Origin of the sequence: Gordonia insulae, assembly GCF_003855095.1 — a bacterium.
GTDB lineage: Bacteria > Actinomycetota > Actinomycetes > Mycobacteriales > Mycobacteriaceae > Gordonia > Gordonia insulae.
The window spans coordinates 2,201,687-2,223,451 of record NZ_CP033972.1 but is presented as its reverse complement, the minus strand read 5'-3'; the positions used below and the strand labels follow the sequence as shown (position 1 = coordinate 2,223,451).

At 65.1% G+C, this 21,765-nt stretch carries 19 protein-coding genes; 9 read left to right on the top strand and 10 right to left on the bottom strand.

The genetic code is table 11. The features are described 5' to 3' along the window. Positions 1 to 17: 17 nt before the first annotated feature. Positions 18 to 1,241: an acyl-CoA dehydrogenase family protein gene (locus D7316_RS10035; protein WP_005199475.1), complete on the bottom strand. Its 1,224-nt coding sequence runs from the start codon at positions 1,239 to 1,241 to the stop codon at positions 18 to 20. A gap of 99 nt (positions 1,242 to 1,340) precedes the next feature. Here D7316_RS10035 and D7316_RS10030 point away from each other — a divergent pair, with 99 nt between their 5' ends. Then, entirely contained in the window at positions 1,341 to 2,474 is a 1,134-nt protein-coding gene (locus D7316_RS10030; RefSeq protein WP_124708148.1) for an acyl-CoA dehydrogenase family protein, read from the top strand. A gap of 421 nt (positions 2,475 to 2,895) precedes the next feature. On the opposite strand, the gene D7316_RS10025 is transcribed toward D7316_RS10030, so the two are convergent. From D7316_RS10025 to D7316_RS10005, 5 genes are read right to left on the bottom strand one after another with little or no spacing between them, the layout of a single operon-like run. Next, complete coding sequence (locus D7316_RS10025; RefSeq protein ID WP_005199473.1) at positions 2,896 to 4,020, bottom strand: acyl-CoA dehydrogenase family protein; 1,125 nt, start codon at positions 4,018 to 4,020, stop codon at positions 2,896 to 2,898. Further along, positions 4,017 to 5,264, bottom strand: a complete 1,248-nt coding sequence (locus tag D7316_RS10020; protein WP_119032182.1) for an acyl-CoA dehydrogenase family protein — start codon at positions 5,262 to 5,264, stop codon at positions 4,017 to 4,019. The genes D7316_RS10025 and D7316_RS10020 overlap by 4 nt, the downstream gene beginning before the upstream one ends. Before the next feature lie 20 nt (positions 5,265 to 5,284). After that, on the bottom strand, positions 5,285 to 6,202 hold the full coding sequence (locus D7316_RS10015) for an acyl-CoA dehydrogenase family protein (protein WP_124708147.1): 918 nt from the start codon (positions 6,200 to 6,202) through the stop codon (positions 5,285 to 5,287). Further along, positions 6,199 to 7,389 (bottom strand): acyl-CoA dehydrogenase family protein, encoded by a 1,191-nt coding sequence (locus D7316_RS10010; RefSeq protein WP_124708146.1) that lies wholly within the window; start codon positions 7,387 to 7,389, stop codon positions 6,199 to 6,201. The genes D7316_RS10015 and D7316_RS10010 overlap by 4 nt, the downstream gene beginning before the upstream one ends. Beyond that, a complete protein-coding gene (locus tag D7316_RS10005) occupies positions 7,386 to 8,183 on the bottom strand; it encodes an enoyl-CoA hydratase/isomerase family protein (RefSeq protein ID WP_119032179.1) in 798 nt (265 codons plus the stop codon). Before D7316_RS10005 ends, D7316_RS10010 begins: the two co-directional genes overlap by 4 nt. Positions 8,184 to 8,366: 183 nt before the next feature. Between D7316_RS10005 and D7316_RS10000 the strand changes: the two genes are divergently transcribed. Further along, a complete protein-coding gene (locus D7316_RS10000; protein ID WP_197718210.1) occupies positions 8,367 to 8,873 on the top strand; it encodes a MaoC family dehydratase in 507 nt (168 codons plus the stop codon). Positions 8,874 to 8,890: 17 nt separating this feature from the next. Continuing rightward, a complete protein-coding gene (locus D7316_RS09995; protein WP_232016852.1) occupies positions 8,891 to 10,426 on the top strand; it encodes a class I adenylate-forming enzyme family protein in 1,536 nt (511 codons plus the stop codon). Here the strand turns inward: D7316_RS09995 and D7316_RS09990 are convergent. Beyond that, positions 10,402 to 11,064 carry a TetR/AcrR family transcriptional regulator gene (locus D7316_RS09990; RefSeq protein ID WP_005199466.1) on the bottom strand — a complete coding sequence of 221 codons (663 nt, stop codon included), beginning with the start codon at positions 11,062 to 11,064 and terminating at the stop codon, positions 10,402 to 10,404. The genes D7316_RS09995 and D7316_RS09990 overlap by 25 nt on opposite strands. A 245-nt stretch (positions 11,065 to 11,309) precedes the next feature. On the opposite strand from D7316_RS09990, the gene D7316_RS09985 reads away from it, so the two are divergent. Next, positions 11,310 to 12,521 carry an amidohydrolase family protein gene (locus D7316_RS09985; RefSeq protein WP_124708145.1) on the top strand — a complete coding sequence of 404 codons (1,212 nt, stop codon included), beginning with the start codon at positions 11,310 to 11,312 and terminating at the stop codon, positions 12,519 to 12,521. A gap of 35 nt (positions 12,522 to 12,556) precedes the next feature. After that, positions 12,557 to 12,712 carry a hypothetical protein gene (locus tag D7316_RS27105; protein ID WP_164473760.1) on the top strand — a complete coding sequence of 52 codons (156 nt, stop codon included), beginning with the start codon at positions 12,557 to 12,559 and terminating at the stop codon, positions 12,710 to 12,712. Positions 12,713 to 12,720: 8 nt separating this feature from the next. Here D7316_RS27105 and D7316_RS09980 read toward each other — a convergent pair whose 3' ends face one another. Next, on the bottom strand, positions 12,721 to 13,797 hold the full coding sequence (locus D7316_RS09980) for a Rieske 2Fe-2S domain-containing protein (protein ID WP_119032176.1): 1,077 nt from the start codon (positions 13,795 to 13,797) through the stop codon (positions 12,721 to 12,723). 174 nt (positions 13,798 to 13,971) lie between these two features. Here D7316_RS09980 and D7316_RS09975 point away from each other — a divergent pair, with 174 nt between their 5' ends. Then, positions 13,972 to 14,940, top strand: coding sequence for a PDR/VanB family oxidoreductase (locus D7316_RS09975; RefSeq protein WP_164473759.1), 969 nt, complete (start codon positions 13,972 to 13,974; stop codon positions 14,938 to 14,940). Positions 14,941 to 15,081: 141 nt separating this feature from the next. After that, positions 15,082 to 15,666 carry a TetR/AcrR family transcriptional regulator gene (locus D7316_RS09970; RefSeq protein ID WP_119033726.1) on the top strand — a complete coding sequence of 195 codons (585 nt, stop codon included), beginning with the start codon at positions 15,082 to 15,084 and terminating at the stop codon, positions 15,664 to 15,666. A gap of 52 nt (positions 15,667 to 15,718) precedes the next feature. Here D7316_RS09970 and D7316_RS09965 read toward each other — a convergent pair whose 3' ends face one another. Both D7316_RS09965 and D7316_RS09960 read right to left on the bottom strand, forming a co-directional pair. After that, positions 15,719 to 17,947, bottom strand: coding sequence for a CoA transferase (locus D7316_RS09965; protein WP_124708144.1), 2,229 nt, complete (start codon positions 17,945 to 17,947; stop codon positions 15,719 to 15,721). A 46-nt stretch (positions 17,948 to 17,993) separates the two neighbouring features. Next, entirely contained in the window at positions 17,994 to 19,217 is a 1,224-nt protein-coding gene (locus tag D7316_RS09960; protein WP_039880741.1) for a CaiB/BaiF CoA transferase family protein, read from the bottom strand. A 256-nt stretch (positions 19,218 to 19,473) separates the two neighbouring features. Here D7316_RS09960 and D7316_RS09955 point away from each other — a divergent pair, with 256 nt between their 5' ends. Further along, complete coding sequence (locus tag D7316_RS09955) at positions 19,474 to 20,574, top strand: acyl-CoA dehydrogenase family protein (protein ID WP_124708143.1); 1,101 nt, start codon at positions 19,474 to 19,476, stop codon at positions 20,572 to 20,574. A gap of 4 nt (positions 20,575 to 20,578) precedes the next feature. Then, positions 20,579 to 21,658 (top strand): acyl-CoA dehydrogenase family protein, encoded by a 1,080-nt coding sequence (locus D7316_RS09950; protein ID WP_119032174.1) that lies wholly within the window; start codon positions 20,579 to 20,581, stop codon positions 21,656 to 21,658. Positions 21,659 to 21,765 lie beyond the last annotated feature (107 nt).

Below are 21,765 nucleotides of genomic sequence, written 5' to 3'. Positions count from 1 at the left end.
CGGCCCGCCGAACCGCCTCAGGACTGTCGCGACTCGCGAGGGAGGCCGAGAGCACGTTCGGCGATGATGTTGCGTTGGATCTCCGACGTGCCCGCATACACGGTGCCCGCCAACGAATTCTGCAGGTGAATCGACAACCAGGACGCAGAGGTGTTCGGCGCTCCCGGATCGTCGGCGCGGAACCAGCGCATGGGCGGGTCGCCAACCCAGTACAGGGCGTCCTGTCCGAGAACGTCGACCGCGATCGAGGACAGCCGTTGATGGTATTCACTCCAGTACAGCTTGGAGACCGATGCCGCGGGCCCCAGGGATCCGTCCCGGATGTAGGCATCGAGTATCCGGTCACCCATCGCCTTCATCGCGCTCAGTTCGGTGTACGAGCGGGTGATCCGCGCGCGAATGGCCGGGTCGCGATCGGCGCCGCGCTCGCGGACCAGCGCCAGGACACGCGCGAACTCGTGCGCAAACAGGACCGGATTCACCGCGGCCTCTTCGCCCCGCTCATGTGTCAGAAGGGAATTGGCCACGGCCCAGCCATCGTTGACAGATCCGACCACGTTCGCCGCAGGGGTCACCGCGTCGGTGAAGAACACCTCGCAGAAGTCGCTGGCGCCGGACAGCATGGTGATCGGACGCACCTCTACACCCGGCTGTGTCATGGGCATGATGAGCATGGTGATGCCCTTGGTCCGCGCGGCAGCGGGATCCGTACGCGCGAGCAAGAACATCCAGTTGGCGTTGGCGGCGTTGGACGTCCAGATCTTCTGGCCGTCGATATGCCACTCGTCGCCGCGCAGCGCCGCGCGGGTGCGCAGACTCGAGAGGTCCGATCCGGACTCCGGCTCGGAGTATCCCTGGCACCAGACATCGTCGCCGGAGATGATCCGTGGGAGGATCTGTGCCTTCTGCGTGTCGGTGCCCCACTTGTTGATGGTGTTGCCCAGCATCTTGATCGAGACCGTGTCGCCGGGTGTGCCGACCGGAACCTTCGCGCGGGAGAACTCCTCGACCACGACAAGATGGTCGACCTTGCCGAGCCCGCGACCGCCGTATTCCTCTGGCCAGGTGACTGCCAGGTATCCGCGGGACCCGGCGAGTTTGCGCCACGAAGCGACAAAGCCTTCACGTTCGCCGGCCGGAAGAGCGCCGACGCCCTGCCAATCGGTGGGGAGTTCGTCACGCAGGAACTCGATCACCTCATCACGGAAGCCTGGTGTCTCCCCGGGACGGGTAGTCGTCATCGATTATCTCCTAGCGGTTCGAGCTGATCTTTTCACGCTGTCAGTCAGATGAAATCAATGATATAAGTCTATTGTAGAAATAAGAAGAGGTGACCATAAATGGAACTGATGTCGGACCAAGAGCAGGTGGAGTTCCGCACGATGATTCGCGATGGGCTCGCGCGCGTCGCCCCGGTCGAGACCACCCGACACCTGGTGACCGAAGGTCGTCGTGGCGATGAGCAGTTGCGCGACCGGCTTGTCGAATTGGGATTGCCGGGGCTCGTGGTCGCCGAGGAACGCGGAGGGGCCGGTGCCGGTGCGACGGCGTTGGGAATCCTCCTGGAGGAGGCTGGGCGAGTACTGTTGCCCGCTGCGTACCTGTCGTCGGCGACAGTCGCTCCGTTTCTGTTGGGGCACGACGACTCCGGGCGGGCTGCCGATGTCCTCGCCGGCGTGGCCGCGGGAGTCGGTCGGGTGGCCTTTGCCGACGTCGACGTGCGCGGCGCGGCACGCACCGAGCTCGAGAACGGTCCGGGGGGTCCCACCGTGACCGGAAGCAAGGCTGCCGTCATCGACGGGGACCTCGCGACAGATCTTCTCGTCACCGCCACCCGAGGCGGTGAGTCGGTCGTCGTCCTGGTTGATGCTCATTCGCCGGGGCTGGTGATCGAGGAACTTCCTTGCCTCGATGAGACGCGACCGGTGGTGCAGATGCGGTTCGACCACGTGTCGGGGGAACCACTGAAGATCGCCGAGGTGGATCGGGTGCTCGACGACGCCCGAGCGCTGCTCCGACTCTCGCTGGCTGCGGAGGCTTCGGGGCAGATCGCCGCCTGCCTCGACCTTTCGGTGGAGTACGCCAAGAGCCGCAGGCAATTCGGCCGTGCCATCGGCGGCTTCCAGGCGATCAAGCATCGTTGCGCCGACATGTTCGTGGCAGCTCAGGCCGCCTCCGCCTCGGTGGCAGCGGCTTTCGCAGCGTGGGACGAGCAGCCCGAGCAACGCGGGCTGATCGCCGAGGCGGCGACGGCCTACTGTCTGCAAGCGGGCTTCGACGCGGCGGCCTCGACCATGCAGATCCACGGCGGCGTCGCGTTCACCGCGGAGGCGTTGCCGCAGCTCTTCCTCAAGAGGGCGAAAGCCACGCAGCTGCTGGCGGGCGGGATGGATGCCGAGGTCGCGCGGCTGGCCGACCTCGTCTTCGACGAGGGCCGCGACCCGCTCGAGCCGATCCTCGGTGCGGCTTCCTGACACCGAATCCGGCCGGCCCACATGGACGCCGTGGCGACCACCGCATCATCTCCACAACGCGTGGGAGTTGGTGCGGTGGTCGTTTCTCGCTGGCGGCGACCGGCGGTCAGCGACACGGCGAATCCGCGATCGGGAGACCCGGGCACCCTGACTCACCATGAGAACGCTGTGACCGAGCGAGCTTCATTGCGAAATCGACATTGCCACGTCGAATCAACCCGATCGGATCCTCTCGATAAAGAATGGGTCGAGTCGATTTGGGAAAATCAATAACCGCACACTGTTGGCTATTTATGGGACGTGAATACTCTCACCGGGAAATGGATCTGCGTCCGCGATTGATATGTGTGATCGCATTCAACCGCGCTGTTCGATAATTGTTCGGTGAGAATGTCACGGCCGCGAGATCCTTCGAAGAATGTTACACACCGATCTGATCGAGTAGTCGCTCGTGATAAACCGACGGGCCCCCGAACATCAACTGGTCAGCCTTGGCTCGCCGGAAGTAGAGGTGTGCCGGGTGCTCCCAGGTGAATCCGATCCCGCCGTGCACTTGAATGGTCTCCGCGGCCACGAACATGAACGCGTCCGAACACACCGAATGCGCCACGGCAGCTGCCTCGGCCGGTAGCGGCGCGTCGTCGTGACCATCGGCCGCACGTAGCGCCTCGGTCGCGGCGGCGTCGGCAAGAGCGACCCGCGCGAACATGTCCGCGAGTTTGTGTTTCACCGCTTGGAACGAACCGATCTTGCGGCCGAACTGCTCACGCTCCTTGGCGTAGGCCACACTCATCGTCAGACACGTCCTGGCGGCGCCGACCTGCTCAGCGGCGAGGGCAGCAGTGGACCGGTCGAGTACTGCGGCCAGGATTCGCGATGCATCGCCCTGTGCACCGACGAGGACCGCGGGTGTTCGGTCGAAGGACAATCGCGAGATCGGCCGGGTGATGTCGAGAGTTCGAAGCGGTGTCTGCGAGAATCCGGCTGCCCCTGCCTCGACGGCGAACAGCGACGGCCCGGCCGGCGTCGTCGCGGCGACCAGGATGAGGTCGGCGTCGCCATCGGGCACCAAGGCCTTCTGGCCGGTGATGACCCAACCCGAACCGTCCGCCTCACCGGCTACAGCGAAACCCTCTGTGCGCCATAAGCCGTCGCACTCGACCACGGCCAGAGTGGCGATGGTGGATCCGTCCGCGATGCGCGGTAGGTGCGTGGCCTGGGCCGCGCTGTCACCCGATGCCAGTAGAGCGCTACCGGCGACGACGACAGATGACAGGAAGGGACCGGGCATCAGTGCGGCGCCCATCTCCGCCAGGACCACGCCGAGTTCGGTCAGCCCGAAACCGTCTCCGCCGAACTCTTTCGGCATCGCCAACGCGTGTACTCCGATGTCGCTCGCCAACAGCCGCCAGAGCGAATCATCGAAGCCCCGCTCGGTCTGCACCGCAGCCCGGACCGCGGAGTCGTCACAGCGTTCGGCGAGGATGTCGCGCACCGTTGAACGCAGATCCTGGAGTTCCTCGGCACTGATGCTGTGCTCGCTCATGACGGTTCCTTCGGTAGCCCCAGGACCCGCTCGCCCAGGATGTTCTTCATGATCTCCTCGGTGCCGCCGAGGATGCGGAATGCCGGGGTGGAGAGCAGGAGTTCGTTCCATGAGAACGTTCCCCACTCACCGGTATCGGCGGTCAGCTTCGGTCCGACGAGTTCGGCAGCAAAATGTGCTACGCGCGTGAGGTTCTGGGCCCACAGCATTTTGGAGACGGATGCCTCCGGGCCTGGCTCGGCACCTGCCCGTAGCTTGCGAAGCGTCTGGCGGTTGAGATACTCCGCAGCGGTGAGATCGGCGGTGATCTCCGCAAGCCGACGGCGTGCGGCGCCGTCGGTGCGGTGTCCGGTCGCGCGGAGCAGGGAAGCCAGGAAGCCGTCGGACAGAACCCTGGCCACACCGGTCGACGAACTCTCGCCACCGACGCTGGCACGTTCGTTCATCAGGGTGGTCAACGCGACCCGCCATCCGCCGTTGACCTCTCCGAGACGATGACTGTCGGGGACGCGGACATCGGTCAGGAAGACCTCGTTGAACTCGGCGCCGCCACTCATCTGGCGCAGCGGACGCACCTCGACGCCCGGCGACGACATGTCGACCAGAAACGCCGTGATTCCTTTGTGTTTGGGAGCATCAGAATCGGTGCGGCACAGAGCCATCCCGAGTTGGGCGTGGTGGGCGACCGACGTCCAGACTTTCTGTCCCCGCAGTACCCAGCCGTCGTCGATGCGCTCGGCTCTGGTGCGCACGCCGGCCAGATCGGAACCGGCGCCGGGCTCACTGAACAGTTGGCACGCGATCGCATCGCCGCGATACATCGCCGGGAGGTAGCGCTCCTTGATGTCATCGCGGGCGTGGGTCAGGATGGTCGGACCGATCATGCCGAGGCCGATGAGCGAAAGCACGCCGGTGTCGGCCACCGCGTATCCGGCTTCGATCTGGTCATAGATGAGTTCGTGGACGGGAGTGAGCTCGCGGCCGCCGTATGTGAGTGGCCCCGTGATCCATCCGAAGCCGTTCTCGTAGCGCGTTCGTTGCCACCGGCGGGCCGCGTCGACGTTCATGCGTTCTACTTCCGGGGGATCGTCGGAGAAGTAGCCGGTGTGGTCGTCGCCCTCACCCCAGGACAGCGCGGTGGGGGAGCGTCGTTCGGCGTGACGGTCCAGGAAGGTGCGTGCCTCATCAACGAACTGGGTGAGAGATTCGGGTGTCACGTCCGCAGGCGCGCTCATGGTGGTCATGTGTCCTCCCGGTTCACTGGTCAGATTTCGACGATCGGCAGCGGAGGCTGCGCACCGGACACGAGGTCGTGGCCGAGTTGTCGGGCGAGATGGTGATGGGAACCCATCAGCGAGTCGAGCGCGGCGGCACGTGTGACAGCGCGGTGCACGTCGCTCTCGAGGGTGAGACCCATCGCGCCGTGCACTTGGATGGCGTGCCGCATCACGAGTGCGTGGGTCGCGCCGGCCCGGTGTTTGGCGACGCGCGCTGCCAGCGGTGCGAGCGCGGGGTCGGCGTCTTGAGCCCCGGTCAGAGTGGCCCGGGTGAGTTCCACTGCCGCATGCGATTCGGCGAGTGCATGTCGCACGACCTGGAAGGTGGCGAGCGGCCTTCCGTACTGTTCGCGCGCAGTCGTGTGCCGGACGCACATCTCGAGCGCGGTCTCACACGCGCCGATGATCTCTGCGGTGAGCGCCAGTCGCACCGCGGCCACAGCCGCTGCGACAGCGTCCGGGTCGAGTTCGAGGGGTACAGATGGGACTTCGGCGCGATCGAGAACCTGCCAGCTCCCACCAGGGTCGAATCCCGACGAGCTCCGCACGTGCGTGCCGGCGTCGGCCGCGGTCGCCACAGCGGCGCGGTCGACGTCGAGGAGCACGATGGTGTCGACGTCTTCCACGGCACCGAGGAGGATGTCACCGTAGGCCACGGCGGTTCTGTCAACGGTGAACCCCTCATCGAGGGCTGCGAGGGCGACCTCATCGAGCAACCTGCTGGCCGCCAGGGCCCGGCCCTGTGCGCCGAAGAGCAGTGTCTGCGCGGTTACCGGGTCGGCCTCGACCACCTCCGACCAGCCCAGCTCGCCGAGTGCGTCGGTGATGGCGGAGGGTTCGCCGACAAAGACCTGTTCCAACGATGCGCGAATGGTCGCCGTGGTCTCGGCGTCGAGAACACTCATCTGACAGTCTCTTTCGGTAGTCCGAGCACGTGGTCAGCGAGGATGGTGCGCTGCACCTCCGCCGACCCACCGAGAATCGTGGCCGATCGGCTGTACCACCATTCGTCGCGCCATTCGTTCATCTCGGCCGAATCGCCGAACAGGAAGTCGGTGCCGTGGAGCTCGGCGGCGAGGTCGTACAGTCCGATCTCCACGCGCGCGAGTGCGATCTTGTCGATGCTCGCCTCCGGGCCGACGGGAGCTCCGTCGGCGAGCCTGCGCAGAGTCGCTGCGCTGCGGGCACGCAACGTGACCAGGTCGGCGTACAGGGCTCCGATCCGCGAGACGAGGCCGTCGGCCTGCGAGTTCTGCTTGGCAGCGTCGACAAGTGCGCGGAACCGTCCGAAAGCGGTCGCGGCCGACTGCCATGCGTAGACCGACCTCTCGAACTGCAGCAGGTAGGTTGCCACAGCCCAACCACCGTTCTCCGTGCCCACCAGGCGATCAACGCCGACGCGTACCTCGTCGAAGTACACCTCGGCCAGTTTGTTGCGACCACTCGCGATGGCGATCGGGCGGACCGTGACGCCGGGGAGGTCACGGTCGATCACGATCATCGACAACCCGCGGTGGCGAGACTCGGGGGTGCCGGTCCGCACCAGGCAGACGTATCGGGAGGCGGTGTCGCCGTGACTTGTCCAGAGCTTCTGCCCCGAGACGACATAGTGGTCGCCGTCGCGGACGGCACGGGTGCGCAGTGACGCGAGGTCGCTACCCGCTTCGGGCTCGGAGAACCCTTGGCCCCACCATTCGGCACCCGCGAGCGCGCGAGGGAGCAGATCGGCAGCGAGCGCCGGTGCGAACTTCACCAACGGTGGTCCGAGGGTTTCGAGCAGCAGCGTGGGTTGCGGGATCGCGAGGCCGGCCGCTGCCAGCTCCTCGTAGAGCACCGCGCGATGACGCACGTCGCCGCCGAGGCCGCCGACCTCCGCGGGCCAGCCGAAACGATTCCAGCCCGATCCGTTGAGCTCTGCCATCAGCTGGGCGTCGGCGGCGATCTGTTCTTCTTCGGTCGCGTAGCGGGTGTTGCGCCATCGCGCATATCGGTCGGACTCGTCGGGTGATGTGGGCACTGCGAGCTCGGCGTGCAACTGCTTCGCGAACTCGCGATGATCCGCAGCCTGTCCCGCGACGTTCGACGGGTTCATGAGGATGCGGCCGCACGCGACCGGCTGCGCGCGAGGAACTTGTTGACGATCTCGTGATGTTCGGGTGTATCGAACGAGGCGTACTCCTCGGCGAGTGCATATTCGATGACCCCGGCGACGGCCCGCTTCATGTGGATGTTCAGCGCGCGCTTTGTGCTCTGGACGGCATGTGCCGGCTGTGCCGCGATCCTCTCCGCGAGGGCGATGGCCTCGGTCAGCACGTCGCCGTCGGCCACGACCCGGTTCGCGAGGCCGATCTCAACTGCCTGCTGTGCCGGGATTCGTGCGCTGGTCAACAGGTATTCTTTTGCGCGCAGCATACTCATCAGCAACGGCCATGTCGGGGCACCGCCGTCGGCTGCCGTGAGACCCACCCCGACGTGCGGGTCGGACAGGTATGCCGACTCGGCGATGAGGACGATGTCGCTGCAGGCCGCCAGACTGGCGCCGAGACCCACCGCCGGGCCGTTGATCGCCGCCACGATCGGCAGGGGGCATTCCAACATCTCCCGAACCAGCTTGCCCGCACTGTCGATCTCTTTGCGCCGCATGGATTTGTCGTCCCACAGTTCGACGAAGTGATCGAAGTCGCCGCCGGCGCTGAACGCCTTTCCGGCACCCGTCAGCACCACTGCGCGAGCGTCCGGATCTTCTGCCAGGTACTGCCATACGGCGACAAGTGCGTCGTGCAGGGTCTCGCTGGTGGCGTTCATCGCTTCCGGACGGTTCAGGGTCACGATGCGCAGGGCGCCCCGTGACTCGATCAGAAGTTCGGAGCAAGCAGGATTCTGCATCGTTCTCTCCTCGGTTGCCCATTGCGTTGGGACGTCGGTGCCGGCGTGAGACGGCGGTGGTCGCTCCATTCGACAGCTAGTTGACGAACTTGTCAAGAAATGCCTATCGTTCCTGCAGTCGATGGTGGGCTGGTTCGGACCGTCTGATCTGAGTGCCCCCGCACGCCGAGTGAAGGAGAACGCATGTCCAATCTGCTCGATCCCGGGAACGAACCGGCGCATGCGGTCGTCTACCGCGGCGTATCCGCGCTCAAGGCGTCAGTGGGGCAGAAGCTGGGACCGACCGACTGGTTGCTCGTCGACCAGTCGCGGATCGACTCGTTCGCCGATGACACCGAGGATCATCAGTGGATCCACGTCGACCCGGACCGCGCAGCAGACGGACCTTTCGGGGGCACCATCGCCCACGGGTTCTTGACACTTTCGTTGGTGCCCCATTTCATCAATCAGCTCCGACGAGTCGAGGGCGTGGCGATGGGTGTCAACTACGGCCTCGATCGCGTTCGGTTCCCGTCGCCCCTGCGCGCGGGGAGCCGTATCCGGGCAACGACGGAGACGATCACGGTCGACGAGGTGGGGCCGGGGATCGTACAGGTCGTCACGCGGACGGTCGTCGAGGCCGAGGGGGCGCCCAAGCCGGTGTGTGTGGCCGATCTGGTCGCGCGGTATCACGGGGAGGACGCCGAATGAACCACAGTTGGCCTTGGATGCTCGACACCGACTCGATCGACGAGTTGGTCGCACAACGGTCGGCGGCGACTCCCGCGGCGGCGGCGTTCCTCGATGAGCACGGCGCGTCGCTGACCTTCGGCGAACTCGACGTTGCCGTCGGGAGGGCTGCGGCGGCCCTGAGCGCGCGGGGCATCGGTTCCGGGACACGAGTCGCGTGGCAGCTGCCCACCCGGATCTCGACCGCGGTCACGATGCTCGCGCTGCGGCGCCTGGGTGCCGTTCAGGCGCCGATCATCACTCAGTATCGCGACAAGGAGGTCACCGCGGCTCTGCGCACGTTCGGCGCGGACGTTGTGCTGGTGCCGGGCACGTGGGGTGGCCATGACTACAGCGCGATGGTCCGTCGCCTGGACCTCGTCACGGCTCCGGAGCTGATCGAAGTCGGACATGTGCCGATGGAGGCGGAACCGGTCGACGTCGCGCCTTCCCGCGACGCCGACGATGTCGTCTGGGTCTACTTCACCTCGGGATCGACAGGCGCACCGAAGGGGGCACGGCACAGTGATGCGACCCTGTTGGCAACCGGATTGGCCTTCGGCGGGCAGGGTCGGCTCGGGGAGCGCCCCGGCGAGGTCGCCGCGATGGGCTTCCCGATAGCGCATGTCGGTGGCATCGAATACATCATCGCCTCGCTGGCCGGGGGATACCCCTTGCTACTGCTCGAGACGTTTGTGCCCGACCGTGCGGTCGAGTTGTTCGGAAAGTACTCCGTGACGACCACCGGCGGCGCGCCGCCCTTCTACCAAGCGCTGGTCGCACAGGCCCGCGCCGCGGCGCCGGAGAAACTGCTGCCGGCGCTACGGAGCCTGAAGGGCGGAGGCGCGCCCTGTTCGGTCGAGCTCTTCGACGAGGTTACCGACATCCTCGGTGTGGCCCTGGCCCACGACTACGGGATGACCGAGGTGCCCATGCTCGCCGTCGCCGACCCACAGGATCTGCCGCAGATCCGTGCCCGGACCGACGGACGGCCGATCCCGGGCAACGAGGTCAGAATCGTCGACCTGGAGGGCAATCTGTGCGCGTCGCTCACGCAGGGTGAGGTTCAGGTGTCGGGACGGGGGGTCTGCCACGGTTACACCGATGCCGACGAGACCGCGAAGGCATTCACCGCCGATGGTTGGTTCCGCACCGGCGACATCGGCGTGATGCACCCGACAGGCCACATCGAGGTCGTCGGCCGGCTCAAGGACATGATCATCCGCAAGGGCGAGAACATTGCGCCGGTCGAGGTCGAGACGGCGCTCATGACGCACCCGGCGGTTGCAGAGGTGGCGGTCATCGGCTTGCCCGACCCGGAACGTGGCGAAATCGTCTGTGCGGTCATCAGCATCGCTGCGGGGGCCGAGGCTCCATCCCGCGCCCAATTGCGGGACCACCTACTCGGCTGGGGCCTGATGCCGCAGAAGATCCCGGAGCGCGTCGAGATCGTGGCGCAACTGCCTCGCACCGGGCTCGCCAAGGTCGCCAAGGCCGAGCTCAAGCTGCGCTACACACCAACCGAAGCGCTCTGAGGTTCGGTGATCGTGCCCATGATCATGTGGGCGATCGCCGCGACGACCTCCTGACTGTCGATGGGCAGGTGGCGGACATGGATCTGATTCCATGTCCGCTCCACCATCGACACGATGCTCAGTCCGAGCGCCTCCGGTGCGTCGGTCGGTGTCATCTGACGGCTTCGTAACGCGATACCCACCAGGAACGCTGTGCGCATCTGCAATCTGTTGGCAGTGGCGCGGAACTCTTCGTCGGTCGGGCCGGACTCGCTGAGCGCGTTCATGAACGCGCCGTGTTGATCCATGAAATCGAAGTAGGACTGCACCCATCCGCGGACATCGTCGTAGCGGGTGGGACGGGGAAGTTCATCCAGTGCACTGACAACTGCCAGACAGTCCCGATAGGTGGTGCGGCCGAGGACCTCAACCACGTCCATCTTGCTCTTGAAGTAGGTGTAGAACCCTGCCCGCGATGCACCGCACTCGTCGGTGATGTTGTTGATCCGTGTGCCGGCGTAGCCCCGCTCGAGGAACAGTTTGCGGGCGGCATCGAGAATGGCCTCGCGCGCCTTCAACGCGCGAGGGCCGAGGTCGGCCAGTTCCTCGTCCGCAGTGGGCGTCGACGACTCGTTGCTCGCGCTTGTTTCCAAGGTCATCGGTGGTCCTCCTTGTGTCTTGGGATCGTCGCCGTCCGCGCAAGTGTCGCGCCGCGAGTCCATGGTAGCCAGCTACTTGACATCTCGTTCCGGCCATCTCATGCCCGTGTTATGTGTACCTGAACGGGTACTTTCCCCTCAAGTCCGAGACCCTAGCACGCAATAGTTGACACTTTCGTCAAACTAGCGTTATGTTCTGTCCAGCAGCTCATCAACTCTGCGCTCGCTTCTGAAAGGGGAACCCCATGACCCAGTTCACCGACGCACCGATCTTCGATGCGGATCAGCACATGTACGAGACGCCGGACGCACTCACGAAGTACCTGCCTGACAAGTACAAGTCGGCAGTGAGTTTTGTGCAGGTCGGCCATCAGACACGGATCTCCATCCTCGGGAAGATCCGTGATTACATCCCGAACCCGACATTCGACAAGGTGGCGGCGCCGGGCGCCTGGGAAGCCTTCTTCGCGGCCGAGAATCACGAAGGCAAGACCCTGACGCAGATGGCCAGGGAGCGTGTCATGGAGTCGATCCCGGCGTTCCGGGCACCGGAGCCGCGTATTGCGGCGCTGGACAACCAGTCTGTGCAAGAAGCGCTCATCTACCCGACGTTGGCCAACCTCGTCGAGCACTCGGCGTCAGAGGATCCCGAGCTGTGCTCCGCGATGATCCACGCACTCAATCGGTGGATGCTCGAAACATGGGGGTTCACCCACGAGAACCGCCTTTTCATGACTCCGGTCATCAACCTCGGCCTCCTCGACGAAGGCATGCGTGAGCTCGAGTACGTGTTGGAGAACGGCGCCAAGGCCATCTTGATCAAGCCGGCTCCCGTCCGGAACTGGAAGGAGTGGCGCAGTCCCTCGCTCCCCGAGTTCGACCCGTTCTGGCGTGAGGTCGAGGCCGCCGGGCTGCCGGTCGTTCTGCACGCGAGCCAGCCTCCGCTCGACGACTACATCAACAAGTGGGAGCCGCCCAACTCGCAGGTGTTCACGGAGATGAGTGCGTTTCGGTGGATTGCGCTCGGTCACCGCGAGATCACCGACATGATCACCGCGCTGATCACGCACGGGACATTCACGCGATTTCCCAAGTTGCGCGTTGCCAGCATCGAGAACGGATCTGCTTGGCTGCACCCGTTGTTCCACGATTACGAGGACTTCTACAAGAAGATGCCGCAGGCGTTCCCGGAGCACCCAATCGATGTGTTCCGGCGCAACATCTGGGTGAGCCCGTTCTGGGAGGGCTCTGTCGCCGACGTGGTCGAGACCGTCGGCTGGGATCGGGTGATGTTCGGTTCGGACTTCCCGCATCCCGAGGGGCTCCAAGAGCCCACCGGTTACTGGCGGTACGCCGAGGGAATGGACGAGAAGCGCACGTATGATTTCATGGGCGACAACGCGCGTCGCTTCCTAGGCCTGCCGGTTCGTAACCCAGCTGAATTTGCCGCCGTGTGAGTCGCCACGCGTGATCCCGGCACTGTGTGGGACCGATGCAGCGTCCCGGGAAGCGGATCGCCGTCAGGGCGATGAGCTTCCCGGGACGCTGCATCTGGCCGGGTCTGTGGGTTCAGCCCACCTGTCGTGTCTGTGTTCCCGGTATGTTTCACATCGGCATCGGCATCGGCATCGGCATCGGCATCGGCTGAGCCTGCCGTCATGCCTCGCTGCCGGCCGCGGTCATCTCCGCGCCCGGCGCGCGTGTGTCAGCGGTACCCGTTGGGTGATTGCTGACCTGCGACGGTGGGTAGAACTGCTTGGCCCAGCGGCGCATGCGCCGGAAACCGCGCCCTTCTACGCCGGCCAGGGTGGGCGGGTCCAGAAAGATCTGGTTGTCCCAGATGTTGATGTCATCGGGTAATGCGCGTTGTGCCTCGTCGAGTCGGCGTCGGTAGGAGCCGTCCTCGATGTCGTTGTCTTTGCGCTCGATCCAGTACGTGGCAAACAGTTCGGTCTTCCCGTCCTCGACGGGAGTGGGGTTGATGGTGATGATGCGTACGCCTGCCGCGGTTTGTTCGATGTTGGTGCTGCTGCCCATCCCGGCCCAATACAGGACCAGGGTGTTGTGGCTGTCGTCGCGCAGATTGCCGTCTGCATCGTTGGGGTGCTTTATCCAGCCGTTGCCGAAACCGACCCGGGCCCACCAGGTGGGTCCCTGGACACGTTCCTCGAGGACGACCGGGGCGACGGGGGTGCTGTGTACGAAACGAAAGTGCTGGGGGTCCACCGCGTTCTCGGTGACCATCTGTGGATGTGCGCGCAGATTCGGATAGTGTGCGCGGCCGGCGGGCCACGCGGGGTGGAAGTCCATGCCTTTGGTGTGATCTGCCAGGGAGAAGACGTCGGGAACGTCGAAAAACGGTTCACGGCCCGCGTGATCGTTCCAGACGTAGATGGATTCGTTTCGTTCGATCACCGGCCAGGTGCCCAGCCGGCGAGCCCTACTCGGTCGATCCTGATAGGGGATCGAGGCATTCTCGCCGTCGACGTTCCACACCCATCCGTGAAATGGGCACTGTATCCCGTCGTCGACCACCTTGCCGCCATGGGCAAGGCTGCCTCCCAGGTGTCGGCAGTGCCGGTCATGTACGCGCACAACGCCATCACGGCCACGGTAGGCGACCAGGTCTCGGCCGAAGTATCTCAGCGGCACCACGTGCTCGGGCCCGATATCCCCCGACCACGCAACCTGAAACCATCCGGTGATGTCCAGGCTCAGTCCGTGTAACTCCATGGAATCCTCCTTTGCCTCGGCCGATTCGACCGAGCACTGCGTGGTGCCTTCGGGCGAGTCCGCGGGCTGGTGGCCATCATTCGGTGGCGAACGCCCGTCGGTCCGGTTGCAGTTGACCGTAACAATATTTTGACGGTACTGTCAAAAAAAATTGGCTCGGTGAGAAGGATTGCCATGCATGCTCATTCGCCCAGCGAACACGATCTGCCGATGGTCGTGGCCGACAAGGAGACGATCGCGGACGGTATCGTTCGTCTGGAACTTCGCGCGTGTGACGGCCACGATCTGCCGTCGTGGACCCCGGGATCGCACATCGACGTCACCGTGGGGACCGATGTGATCCGGCAATACTCGCTCTGCGGCGATCCCGGCGATCGGACGACATATGAGATCGCGGTGCTGAAGGAACACCAGGGTCGCGGTGGCTCCGCCTACGTTCACGACCGACTGGAGGTGGGTGAACGGCTGCGCGTGAAGGGACCGCGAAATCACTTCGCACTCGTGGCGGCGCCATCGTATGTGTTCATCGCCGGCGGCATCGGGATCACCCCGATCCGTGCGATGATCCGCTCCGTCGGGTTCGGGAGTGCGCGGTGGAGTTTGACCTATGGCGGCCGCAGCAGGTCGTCGATGGCATTCCGTGAGGAACTCGTGTCGGTTCACGGCGACCGGGTGCGTCTTCGGCCCCAGGACGAGTTCGGCCCGATCGACATCGGGGAGGTTCTCGCCGAACTCGATGACCCGCAGGCATCGGTCGTCTACTGTTGCGGACCGGCGCCGCTGCTGGAAGCCGTGACGGTCGCCTGCGGCGCCCGGGGGATCGGCGTCCACGTCGAGAGGTTCATGCCGAGCGCCGCGCCGAAGGGTTCGGAGGATGAGGCATTCGAGCTCGAACTCGCGCGGTCGGGCCGTACCATCAACGTGCCCGCGGATCGCACCATCGTCGCAGCATTGGAAGCGGCCGGCGTTACGGTTCCCACGTCGTGCGAGGAGGGCATCTGCGGTACGTGCGAGACCGCGGTGCTCAGGGGTCTGCCCGAACACCGCGACTCCCTGCTCACTGATGAGGAACGAGTCCTCAATGACACCATGATGCCGTGCGTTTCGCGTTCGCGTTCCTCACGCCTCGTTCTCGACCTGTAGCCTGCGGAGAAAGTCAGCGGCCGTTCCGTGGCCGCGGGTGTGTTCCACGCGATCTCGAGATCCCGGTCCGAGCCGTCTCGGTAGGCTGAGGGTACCGACGCTGTGGTCGGGAGGGACAGCGGTGAACCGAGGAAGGGTGGCGTGGCCGAGAAGACCCCCAAAGCTGATCGAACAAGACTTGCCATCCTCGATGCGGCGCGAACAGTTTTCACGCGAAAAGGCTTCTCCGGGACAACTATCGGTGACATCACCGAGCAGGCGCACGTCACGCGAGCGAATTTCTATTACTATTTCGCGAACAAGACCGCGCTGTTCATCGAACTCGGCACGTCCACCCGCCACGAGGCGATGGCTGTGGTGAGTGCATTTCGCGACGAGGGTGGTCAGCCATCACGCGAGGCAGTCCGGTCCTGGGTGCTTCGCTACTTCGCGTACCTCGATCGAAGCGGCGCTTTTGTCCTACGCGCGGAAGGGGATCTACCGCCGGACGCCGGGTTCAGACAATCGGTTGCACGTTCGCAACGCCGCGTCGTGACCGCATTGGGACAAGCGGTTCTCGATGCGTCGGCGACTGCATCGGAGGCGGACCCACAGGCGGTGGGCACCGCGGTGATGGCGATGCTGGAGCGCTCCTGGTCCGTCGTCGATCACCAGCGTCTGCCGTCACCGGATCGTGAGCGCGTTGTCGAGGCCATTGTGGAACTTGTGTGCCGGTTCCTCGCCTGACCGGACCCGACGTCACCCCGGCTTCGCCGAGGCCAGAGATATTCAGACGTGCTCATGTCTGCAGGCGTTCGACGATCCCCAATTCCGCGAGAACCTCCGCGGTGTGCGTACCGGGCTCGGTCGATGCAGCGAGCCGCGGGGTACCGGAGTCCCACCTGACGAACCCGGCTACCACCGCCATCCGGCCGTGGATGTGGTGGTCGATGATCTGGGTGAAATCGTTGGCACTCAGGAACTCATCGAACATCTCGCGTTCGCGATCGAGCACCGGGCAGGCGGCGACGCCGGCGTCGGTGGCGCAGCGGATCGCGTCGTCCACCGTGCGGTCGGAGATGTCTGCAGTCACTGCGTCGGAAGGCGTGGCGATGCCGAGGGCATGGGCAAGGGGCGCATCGCTGCGGCGATCCGCCGCTGCGAACGCCACCCAGCCGTCGGCGCAGCGCTGCAGACTGCGAGCGAAGAACGGTCCGACGAAGTTCGCGCCGCCCACCACGGCGTTGGGGCTGCCGGCATAACTGGTGAACTCGTCGAACTGCGCGAAACCTGTTGTCTGCGCGAGTGACGACTCGATCCGCGACCCGCGTCCGGTACGGCTGAACCGGGCGTATAGGGCCGCGGTGATCGCCAATGCGCTCAATACGCCTGTTGCGGTGTCGTGCACCGAGATGTTGCTGACGACCGGTGGCCCGTCGCCACCCTGCGCCAGCGCCAGCCCGCTCATCGACTGGATTATCGGATCGAACCCCGGTAGACGCGCGCCGGCCTGGGTCGTGCCGAATGCGGTCACCGAACAATGTGTGATGGTCGCGTTGGCCCGCGCGACGTCCTGTGGCTCGAGTCCCAGTGCGGCACCCGAAGCGGGGCGTAGGTTGTCGAGGAGGACGTCGGACTTTCGGAGCAGCTCGATGAAGTGGTCGTGGTCGTCGGACTGGTGCAGGTCGAGTGACATGCACCTCTTGCGCTGATTCAAGGCGAGGTAAGCGATCGAAAAGGCGCGATAGGGATCTCCGGTTTCCTGCTCCACTTTGACCACGTCGGCGCCCATCTCGGCGAGAACGGCCGTAGCCGTCGGGCCGGCCAGGTACGACGCCAGGTCCACGACTCGCAGACCGTCGAGAGGCAGGTCGTCCCGGTGTTCAGCGCTGCGAGCCCCCCGCTTGTCCCAGCCGAGCGTTGCCAGGGCGGCCTCGTCGTCGAAACCGCCTGCAATCCAGGTATTCCCGTCCATGGTGAGTGGGATGGTAGGCATCTCGATCCGGCCGACAACCGGATGCTCGGCGGTGGTGAACGATCCGAGTTCGGTGACCAACTCACTCTCTCGCCACTCCTGTCGGGTGCCCGTCGGTGCGCACGGGACGCCGGCCTCGTGCAGAGTCTGCAGCCACTGATCGCGGCTGGCGGTGGCGAAATGGTGTTCGAGGGCGGAGCCGGCAGCGGTGGCGGCGGCGGGCGAGATCCGGATCGAATCCGGATCTCCATCCACTCCCGGCAGAGTGAGGATGTCGAGGCGATCCAACGCGTCGAGGGCGCGGATGAACAAGGGTGACGTCAGTGCGGCGAGGAAGAGCCATTCTCCGTCGGCGCATTGGTATCCGCGCCAACTCGGTACCGGGCCGCGCGCACTGCCGGGATTGAACACCTCGCTGTCGAGTCCATCGACCATCATGGTGAGCATCAAGACGGATACGGCGTGCAGACCGGTCACCACAGCCGCGCCCCCGTGTCGTCCGCGAGCCCGCCCGACCAGCGCGCTGACTGCGGCGGTGGCACCGAGTGCGGCGTGCACGGGAGCGATCAGATCAATTGTGGTGGCCACCGGACTGCCGTCGGCCGACGGTCCATGCGTCGCCACACCGCCGAGCGCGGCCAGCAAGAAGTTGTCGGGCGGCAACTGATCGACCCAACGGCCCGTCGTACCGTAGGTGGGCATCCACACGTGGGTGCATCCCGGGGCCCGATCGGCGATCGCGGCCGCAGAGCACCCATGGTCGTGCAGATCGCCAGGCGGCCGATCAGTGAGATAAATGTCCGCGCTCTCCGCCAGACCCGGTATCTCAGTGGCGGATACGTTCACCCGGCGCTTTCCGCGGTGGTGGACCGGATTCCCACCGCAACAGGTGCACGGGCTCGCCGAATCGTCGTGAATCACCACCCGTACGACATCGGCCCCCAGGTCCGCGAGCAGGAGGCCTGCGAGACGCGCCTGCGGGGTGTGCGAATCCTCGAGTACGCGCACACCTGACAGCGGGGGAGCGTTGGTCGTGTGTGAGGCGTGTGGCATCAAGACCTCCTGGGCGGTGACAAACGCGACGGGATCGTGCGCGGACTCAGGTGACTATCGAATCGACCTTCAACGCGATGACAGCGTCCCAGTCGAGGCCCAGTTCCTCCTGCAGAATGGCGTCGGTGTGTTCGCCGGCCGACGGCGCACGGGTGAGATCGGGAGGCGTCTCGTCGTACTGGACGGGGTTCGCGACCAGACCATAGGTGGCCGAGCCATCGGCAGTGGTGACCGGGCGGATGTAGCCGTTGGCGATCACCTGTGGATCCTCGAGGACCTCACCGGGCGTCTGTACGACGGCCCATGCGCCCTTGAGCTTGTCCATCCGCTCGCGCCACTCCGCCAGCGGTCGGGCCTCGAAGGCCTTGCGCAGTTCGTTCACACACTCGACGCGGTTCTGGAATCGGGCACCCGCATCGGCAAAGCGCTCGTCGGCAATCAGTTCGGGGCGTTCGATGAGCTCGCACACCTCCGGCCAGAACCGGTCGGCCTGCAGCATCATCAGCTGGACGAAGCGTCCGTCGGAAGTCTTGTAGTAGTTGACGATCGGGTTCGGCATGTCGTCGGTGGTGAAGCGTGGCAGGTTCTCCTCGCCCAGGAGGCCGGTGGCCACCAGATCCGGGGAGATGTGCCAGGCCGCCGCACCGAGAAGTGAGACGTCGACGATCGACGTCTCGCCGGTCCGTTCACGTTTGAACAAGGCGCCTGCAATACCAGAGGCGATCATGAACCCGCCCATGATGTCGCCGAAGGCGGGGCGTTGCATGGGGGGCCACGGTGCGTCGGGTTCCTTGATCATGTGGGCGACTCCGCCTCGTGACAGGTATGCCGTGCCATCGAAGCCCGGCTTGTTGGCCTCGGCACCCTTCACGCCGAAACCGGTGCCGCGCGCGATGATGATCTGCGGATTCGCGGCGCGGAGGTCCTCGACGGTGAGGCGCAGCTTCTCCAATCGTTCCGCCAACATGCTGGTCAGGAAGACATCCGATTTCGCGACGAGCTCGAGTAACAACTCGCGCCCCCGTTCGGTCGTCACATCCAGTCCGAGACTGCGCTTTCCGCGGTTGGGCTGCTCGATGATGAAACTGACACCATTGGCGCCCTTCGCGCCCACCGCACCGACCGACAGTCCGCGTTGCGGATCGCCGGTCACCGGATCTTCCACCTTGATGACGTCGGCGCCCCAATCGGCGAGCACCGCGCCCGCTGTCGGCACAAATGTCCAGCCCGCCAATTCGACGACCTTGACGCCGTCCATTACTCCGGTCACCACATGTCCTTTCGGTTACTGTCTCGACGAGCAATCTGTTCACGGGGTTGGCGGTGTGGAATGCCGACAGAAGATCTGACGCCGGTGTCGCATGGTCTTCGAGCCACTCGCACTCGGCTTGGTGGAGTGTTCACATACTCTGCGAGCGTCGGACTTCTGTCACCGGAACTGCTCTACATGAAGCATCGTAGCGAGGTTCTAACGGTGTTGTCACCAATTTGGTGATATCAATGATCTCGAGCTGAGAGGAACAATGATGTCGGTTGCAGAAGAGTTCGGCGCATTCCTCGCGTCGGAGGTGCCAGGTTTCCGGGAGCGATGGGACGACATCTCGGAATGGGCTGCCCGTGTCGACTGGCAGCGCACGCTGAACACCGGTCGATGGGCGGCGCCCGCCTGGCCTGAGGAACACGGTGGCCGGGGACTCGAGCCGCATGAGGTGGTGGTGGTCGAGGAGATGCTCGCCGCGGAGGGGTTCCCGATCATCGCCGGTGTCCTCGGCATCAACAATGTCGGCCCGACGCTCATCGCATGGGGCAACGAGGAGCAACAGAGCCACCTGCCGGCGATCCTCAGCGGAGATGAGATGTGGTGTCAGGGGTTCAGCGAGCCGAACGCCGGTTCGGATCTCGCATCGCTGCGCACCAAGGCTGTGCGCGACGGCGCTCATTTCGTGGTGAACGGTCAGAAGATCTGGACCTCGAACGGCACCCATGCCACGCATATGGAGTTGCTCGTGCGGACCGATCCGCAGGCGGCCAAGCACAAGGGCATCTCGGCGTTGACGGTTGACCTGTCGACACCCGGGATAGACATCCGCCCGATCAGACAGATCAACGGCGAGGAGGGGTTCGCCGAGGTGTTCTTCACCGATGTTCTTGTGCCGGTGGAGAACCTGCTCGGCCCGGAGAATCAAGGGTGGCGTGTCACCATGACCACGCTGGGCCACGAGCGCTCGGCGATCGCCGCTCTCGCCCGTCGACAACACGGCGACGTTGTCGCGCTTGTGCACGATCGCCTGGCAACGACAACTGCTCCGTCGTTGCGCGACGAACTCGTGCGGCGCTACATCGAGACTTTCGTCGCGGCCAACATGGGCGAACAGATGCTGGCCCGGGTGGCTGAGGGGGAACAACCGGGAGCCGAACAAACAGTGATCAAGCTGCTGTGGAGTGAGACCGGTCAACGGGTGGACGAGACCCGTCTGGCGCTGGCGGGGGTCAACGGGGTTCTCGGTCGCGACCCTGATCCCGTGAAGCAGTATCTGACCGGGCGCGCGTTGACCATTGCCGGTGGCACCACGCAGGTCCTCAAGAACATCATGGCCGAGCGCGTGCTCGGTTTGCCGAAGGAGTGAGTCGATGCCCGTGACAACGCAGGCCGAACGGCGCGAGCTGCGCTCGGCAGTACGCGATTTCCTCGAATCCGTGTACCCGCCGCTCTCGTCCGAGACTCGTGTGGGTGCCGGCGACAAGCTCGACGACGCGACGTGGGCGCGGGTGTCGGGCGAGATCGGTCTACCCGGGCTGGTCGTACCCGCGTCGGAGGGCGGACAAGACCTCGGCGTGACCGAGGCCGCCGTCGTTCTCGAGGAGACCGCACGGGTCTTGTTCGCCCAGCCGTTCCTGAGTAGCTCCGTGCTGGCGACCATCGCGATCAAGGAATCAGGTGAGGGCGCAGCGTTCTTGTCCCGGCTGGCGTCGGGTTCGCTGATCGCGACGCTGTGTCTCGACGATGACCCGGACATGCCGGTGACGGCCACGCGCGTCGATACCTGTTGGCAGCTCAACGGCGCCAAGGAGCTTGTGCTCGATGCGACGCTGGCGGGGTCGTTTGTGGTGAGCGTCGCGCTGGACGGGGAGACCGCACTTCTCCTGGTGGACGCCGACCAGGTCACGATCGAGCCGTATGAGGGAATCGACCTGACCCGCACCATCGCTCGCGTGCGGTTCGACGCCGCCCCGGCGATCCGGCTTGGTGGAGACCAGACCGAGTTGGTGGCGCGTCTGGGACACCTCGGGGCGGTGGCCGCTTCGGCTGAACTGACCGGGTTGGCTGATCGAGCCATGACCATGGCAGTCGAGTACGCGCAAACCCGAGTGCAGTTCGGGAGGCCGATCGGTTCTTTCCAGGCCGTCAAGCACCTGTGCGCGGACATGCTCACCATTGTCGAGAGCTCACGGGCCGCGACCGCAGCCGCAGCAGCGTCCGCCGACGACAGGCCGGACGAGCTCGCCGTCACCGCCGCGATCGCCAAGGCATGGACGTCTGAACAGTGCCCTCTGGCAACCGAACTGCTGATCCAGATCCTCGGAGGCACCGGCTACACGTGGGAGCATCCCGCACATCTGCTCCTCCGGCGGGCGCGCACCCTGGCCGTGACCTTCGGTGACGCTGCGGACCATCGGGAACGTCTGGCCGAGTTGCTCGCTGCCCGCTGAGCATGGCGCCGGTGCGCCGAGATGGTTACCGGCGCAGGAGATCATTTCGCACTTGTCGAGAGGATACGGATCAGCGGACTCGGGCGCTGCGTCAGAATGCGCGCTGC

Coding starts and splice junctions, on each gene's coding strand:
- D7316_RS10035 (WP_005199475.1), bottom strand. CDS start 1,241: ATGACGACTACCCGTCCCGGGGAGACACCAGGCTTCCGTGATGAGGTG.
- D7316_RS09950 (WP_119032174.1), top strand. CDS start 20,579: ATGCCCGTGACAACGCAGGCCGAACGGCGCGAGCTGCGCTCGGCAGTA.
- D7316_RS09995 (WP_232016852.1), top strand. CDS start 8,891: ATGCTCGACACCGACTCGATCGACGAGTTGGTCGCACAACGGTCGGCG.
- D7316_RS10020 (WP_119032182.1), bottom strand. CDS start 5,264: ATGACCACCATGAGCGCGCCTGCGGACGTGACACCCGAATCTCTCACC.
- D7316_RS09985 (WP_124708145.1), top strand. CDS start 11,310: ATGACCCAGTTCACCGACGCACCGATCTTCGATGCGGATCAGCACATG.
- D7316_RS09990 (WP_005199466.1), bottom strand. CDS start 11,064: ATGACCTTGGAAACAAGCGCGAGCAACGAGTCGTCGACGCCCACTGCG.
- D7316_RS09955 (WP_124708143.1), top strand. CDS start 19,474: ATGTCGGTTGCAGAAGAGTTCGGCGCATTCCTCGCGTCGGAGGTGCCA.
- D7316_RS10030 (WP_124708148.1), top strand. CDS start 1,341: ATGGAACTGATGTCGGACCAAGAGCAGGTGGAGTTCCGCACGATGATT.
- D7316_RS09980 (WP_119032176.1), bottom strand. CDS start 13,797: ATGGAGTTACACGGACTGAGCCTGGACATCACCGGATGGTTTCAGGTT.
- D7316_RS10025 (WP_005199473.1), bottom strand. CDS start 4,020: ATGAGCGAGCACAGCATCAGTGCCGAGGAACTCCAGGATCTGCGTTCA.
- D7316_RS09965 (WP_124708144.1), bottom strand. CDS start 17,947: ATGCCACACGCCTCACACACGACCAACGCTCCCCCGCTGTCAGGTGTG.
- D7316_RS09975 (WP_164473759.1), top strand. CDS start 13,972: ATGCATGCTCATTCGCCCAGCGAACACGATCTGCCGATGGTCGTGGCC.
- D7316_RS10005 (WP_119032179.1), bottom strand. CDS start 8,183: ATGCAGAATCCTGCTTGCTCCGAACTTCTGATCGAGTCACGGGGCGCC.
- D7316_RS27105 (WP_164473760.1), top strand. CDS start 12,557: ATGCAGCGTCCCGGGAAGCGGATCGCCGTCAGGGCGATGAGCTTCCCG.
- D7316_RS10015 (WP_124708147.1), bottom strand. CDS start 6,202: ATGAGTGTTCTCGACGCCGAGACCACGGCGACCATTCGCGCATCGTTG.
- D7316_RS10000 (WP_197718210.1), top strand. CDS start 8,367: ATGTCCAATCTGCTCGATCCCGGGAACGAACCGGCGCATGCGGTCGTC.
- D7316_RS10010 (WP_124708146.1), bottom strand. CDS start 7,389: ATGAACCCGTCGAACGTCGCGGGACAGGCTGCGGATCATCGCGAGTTC.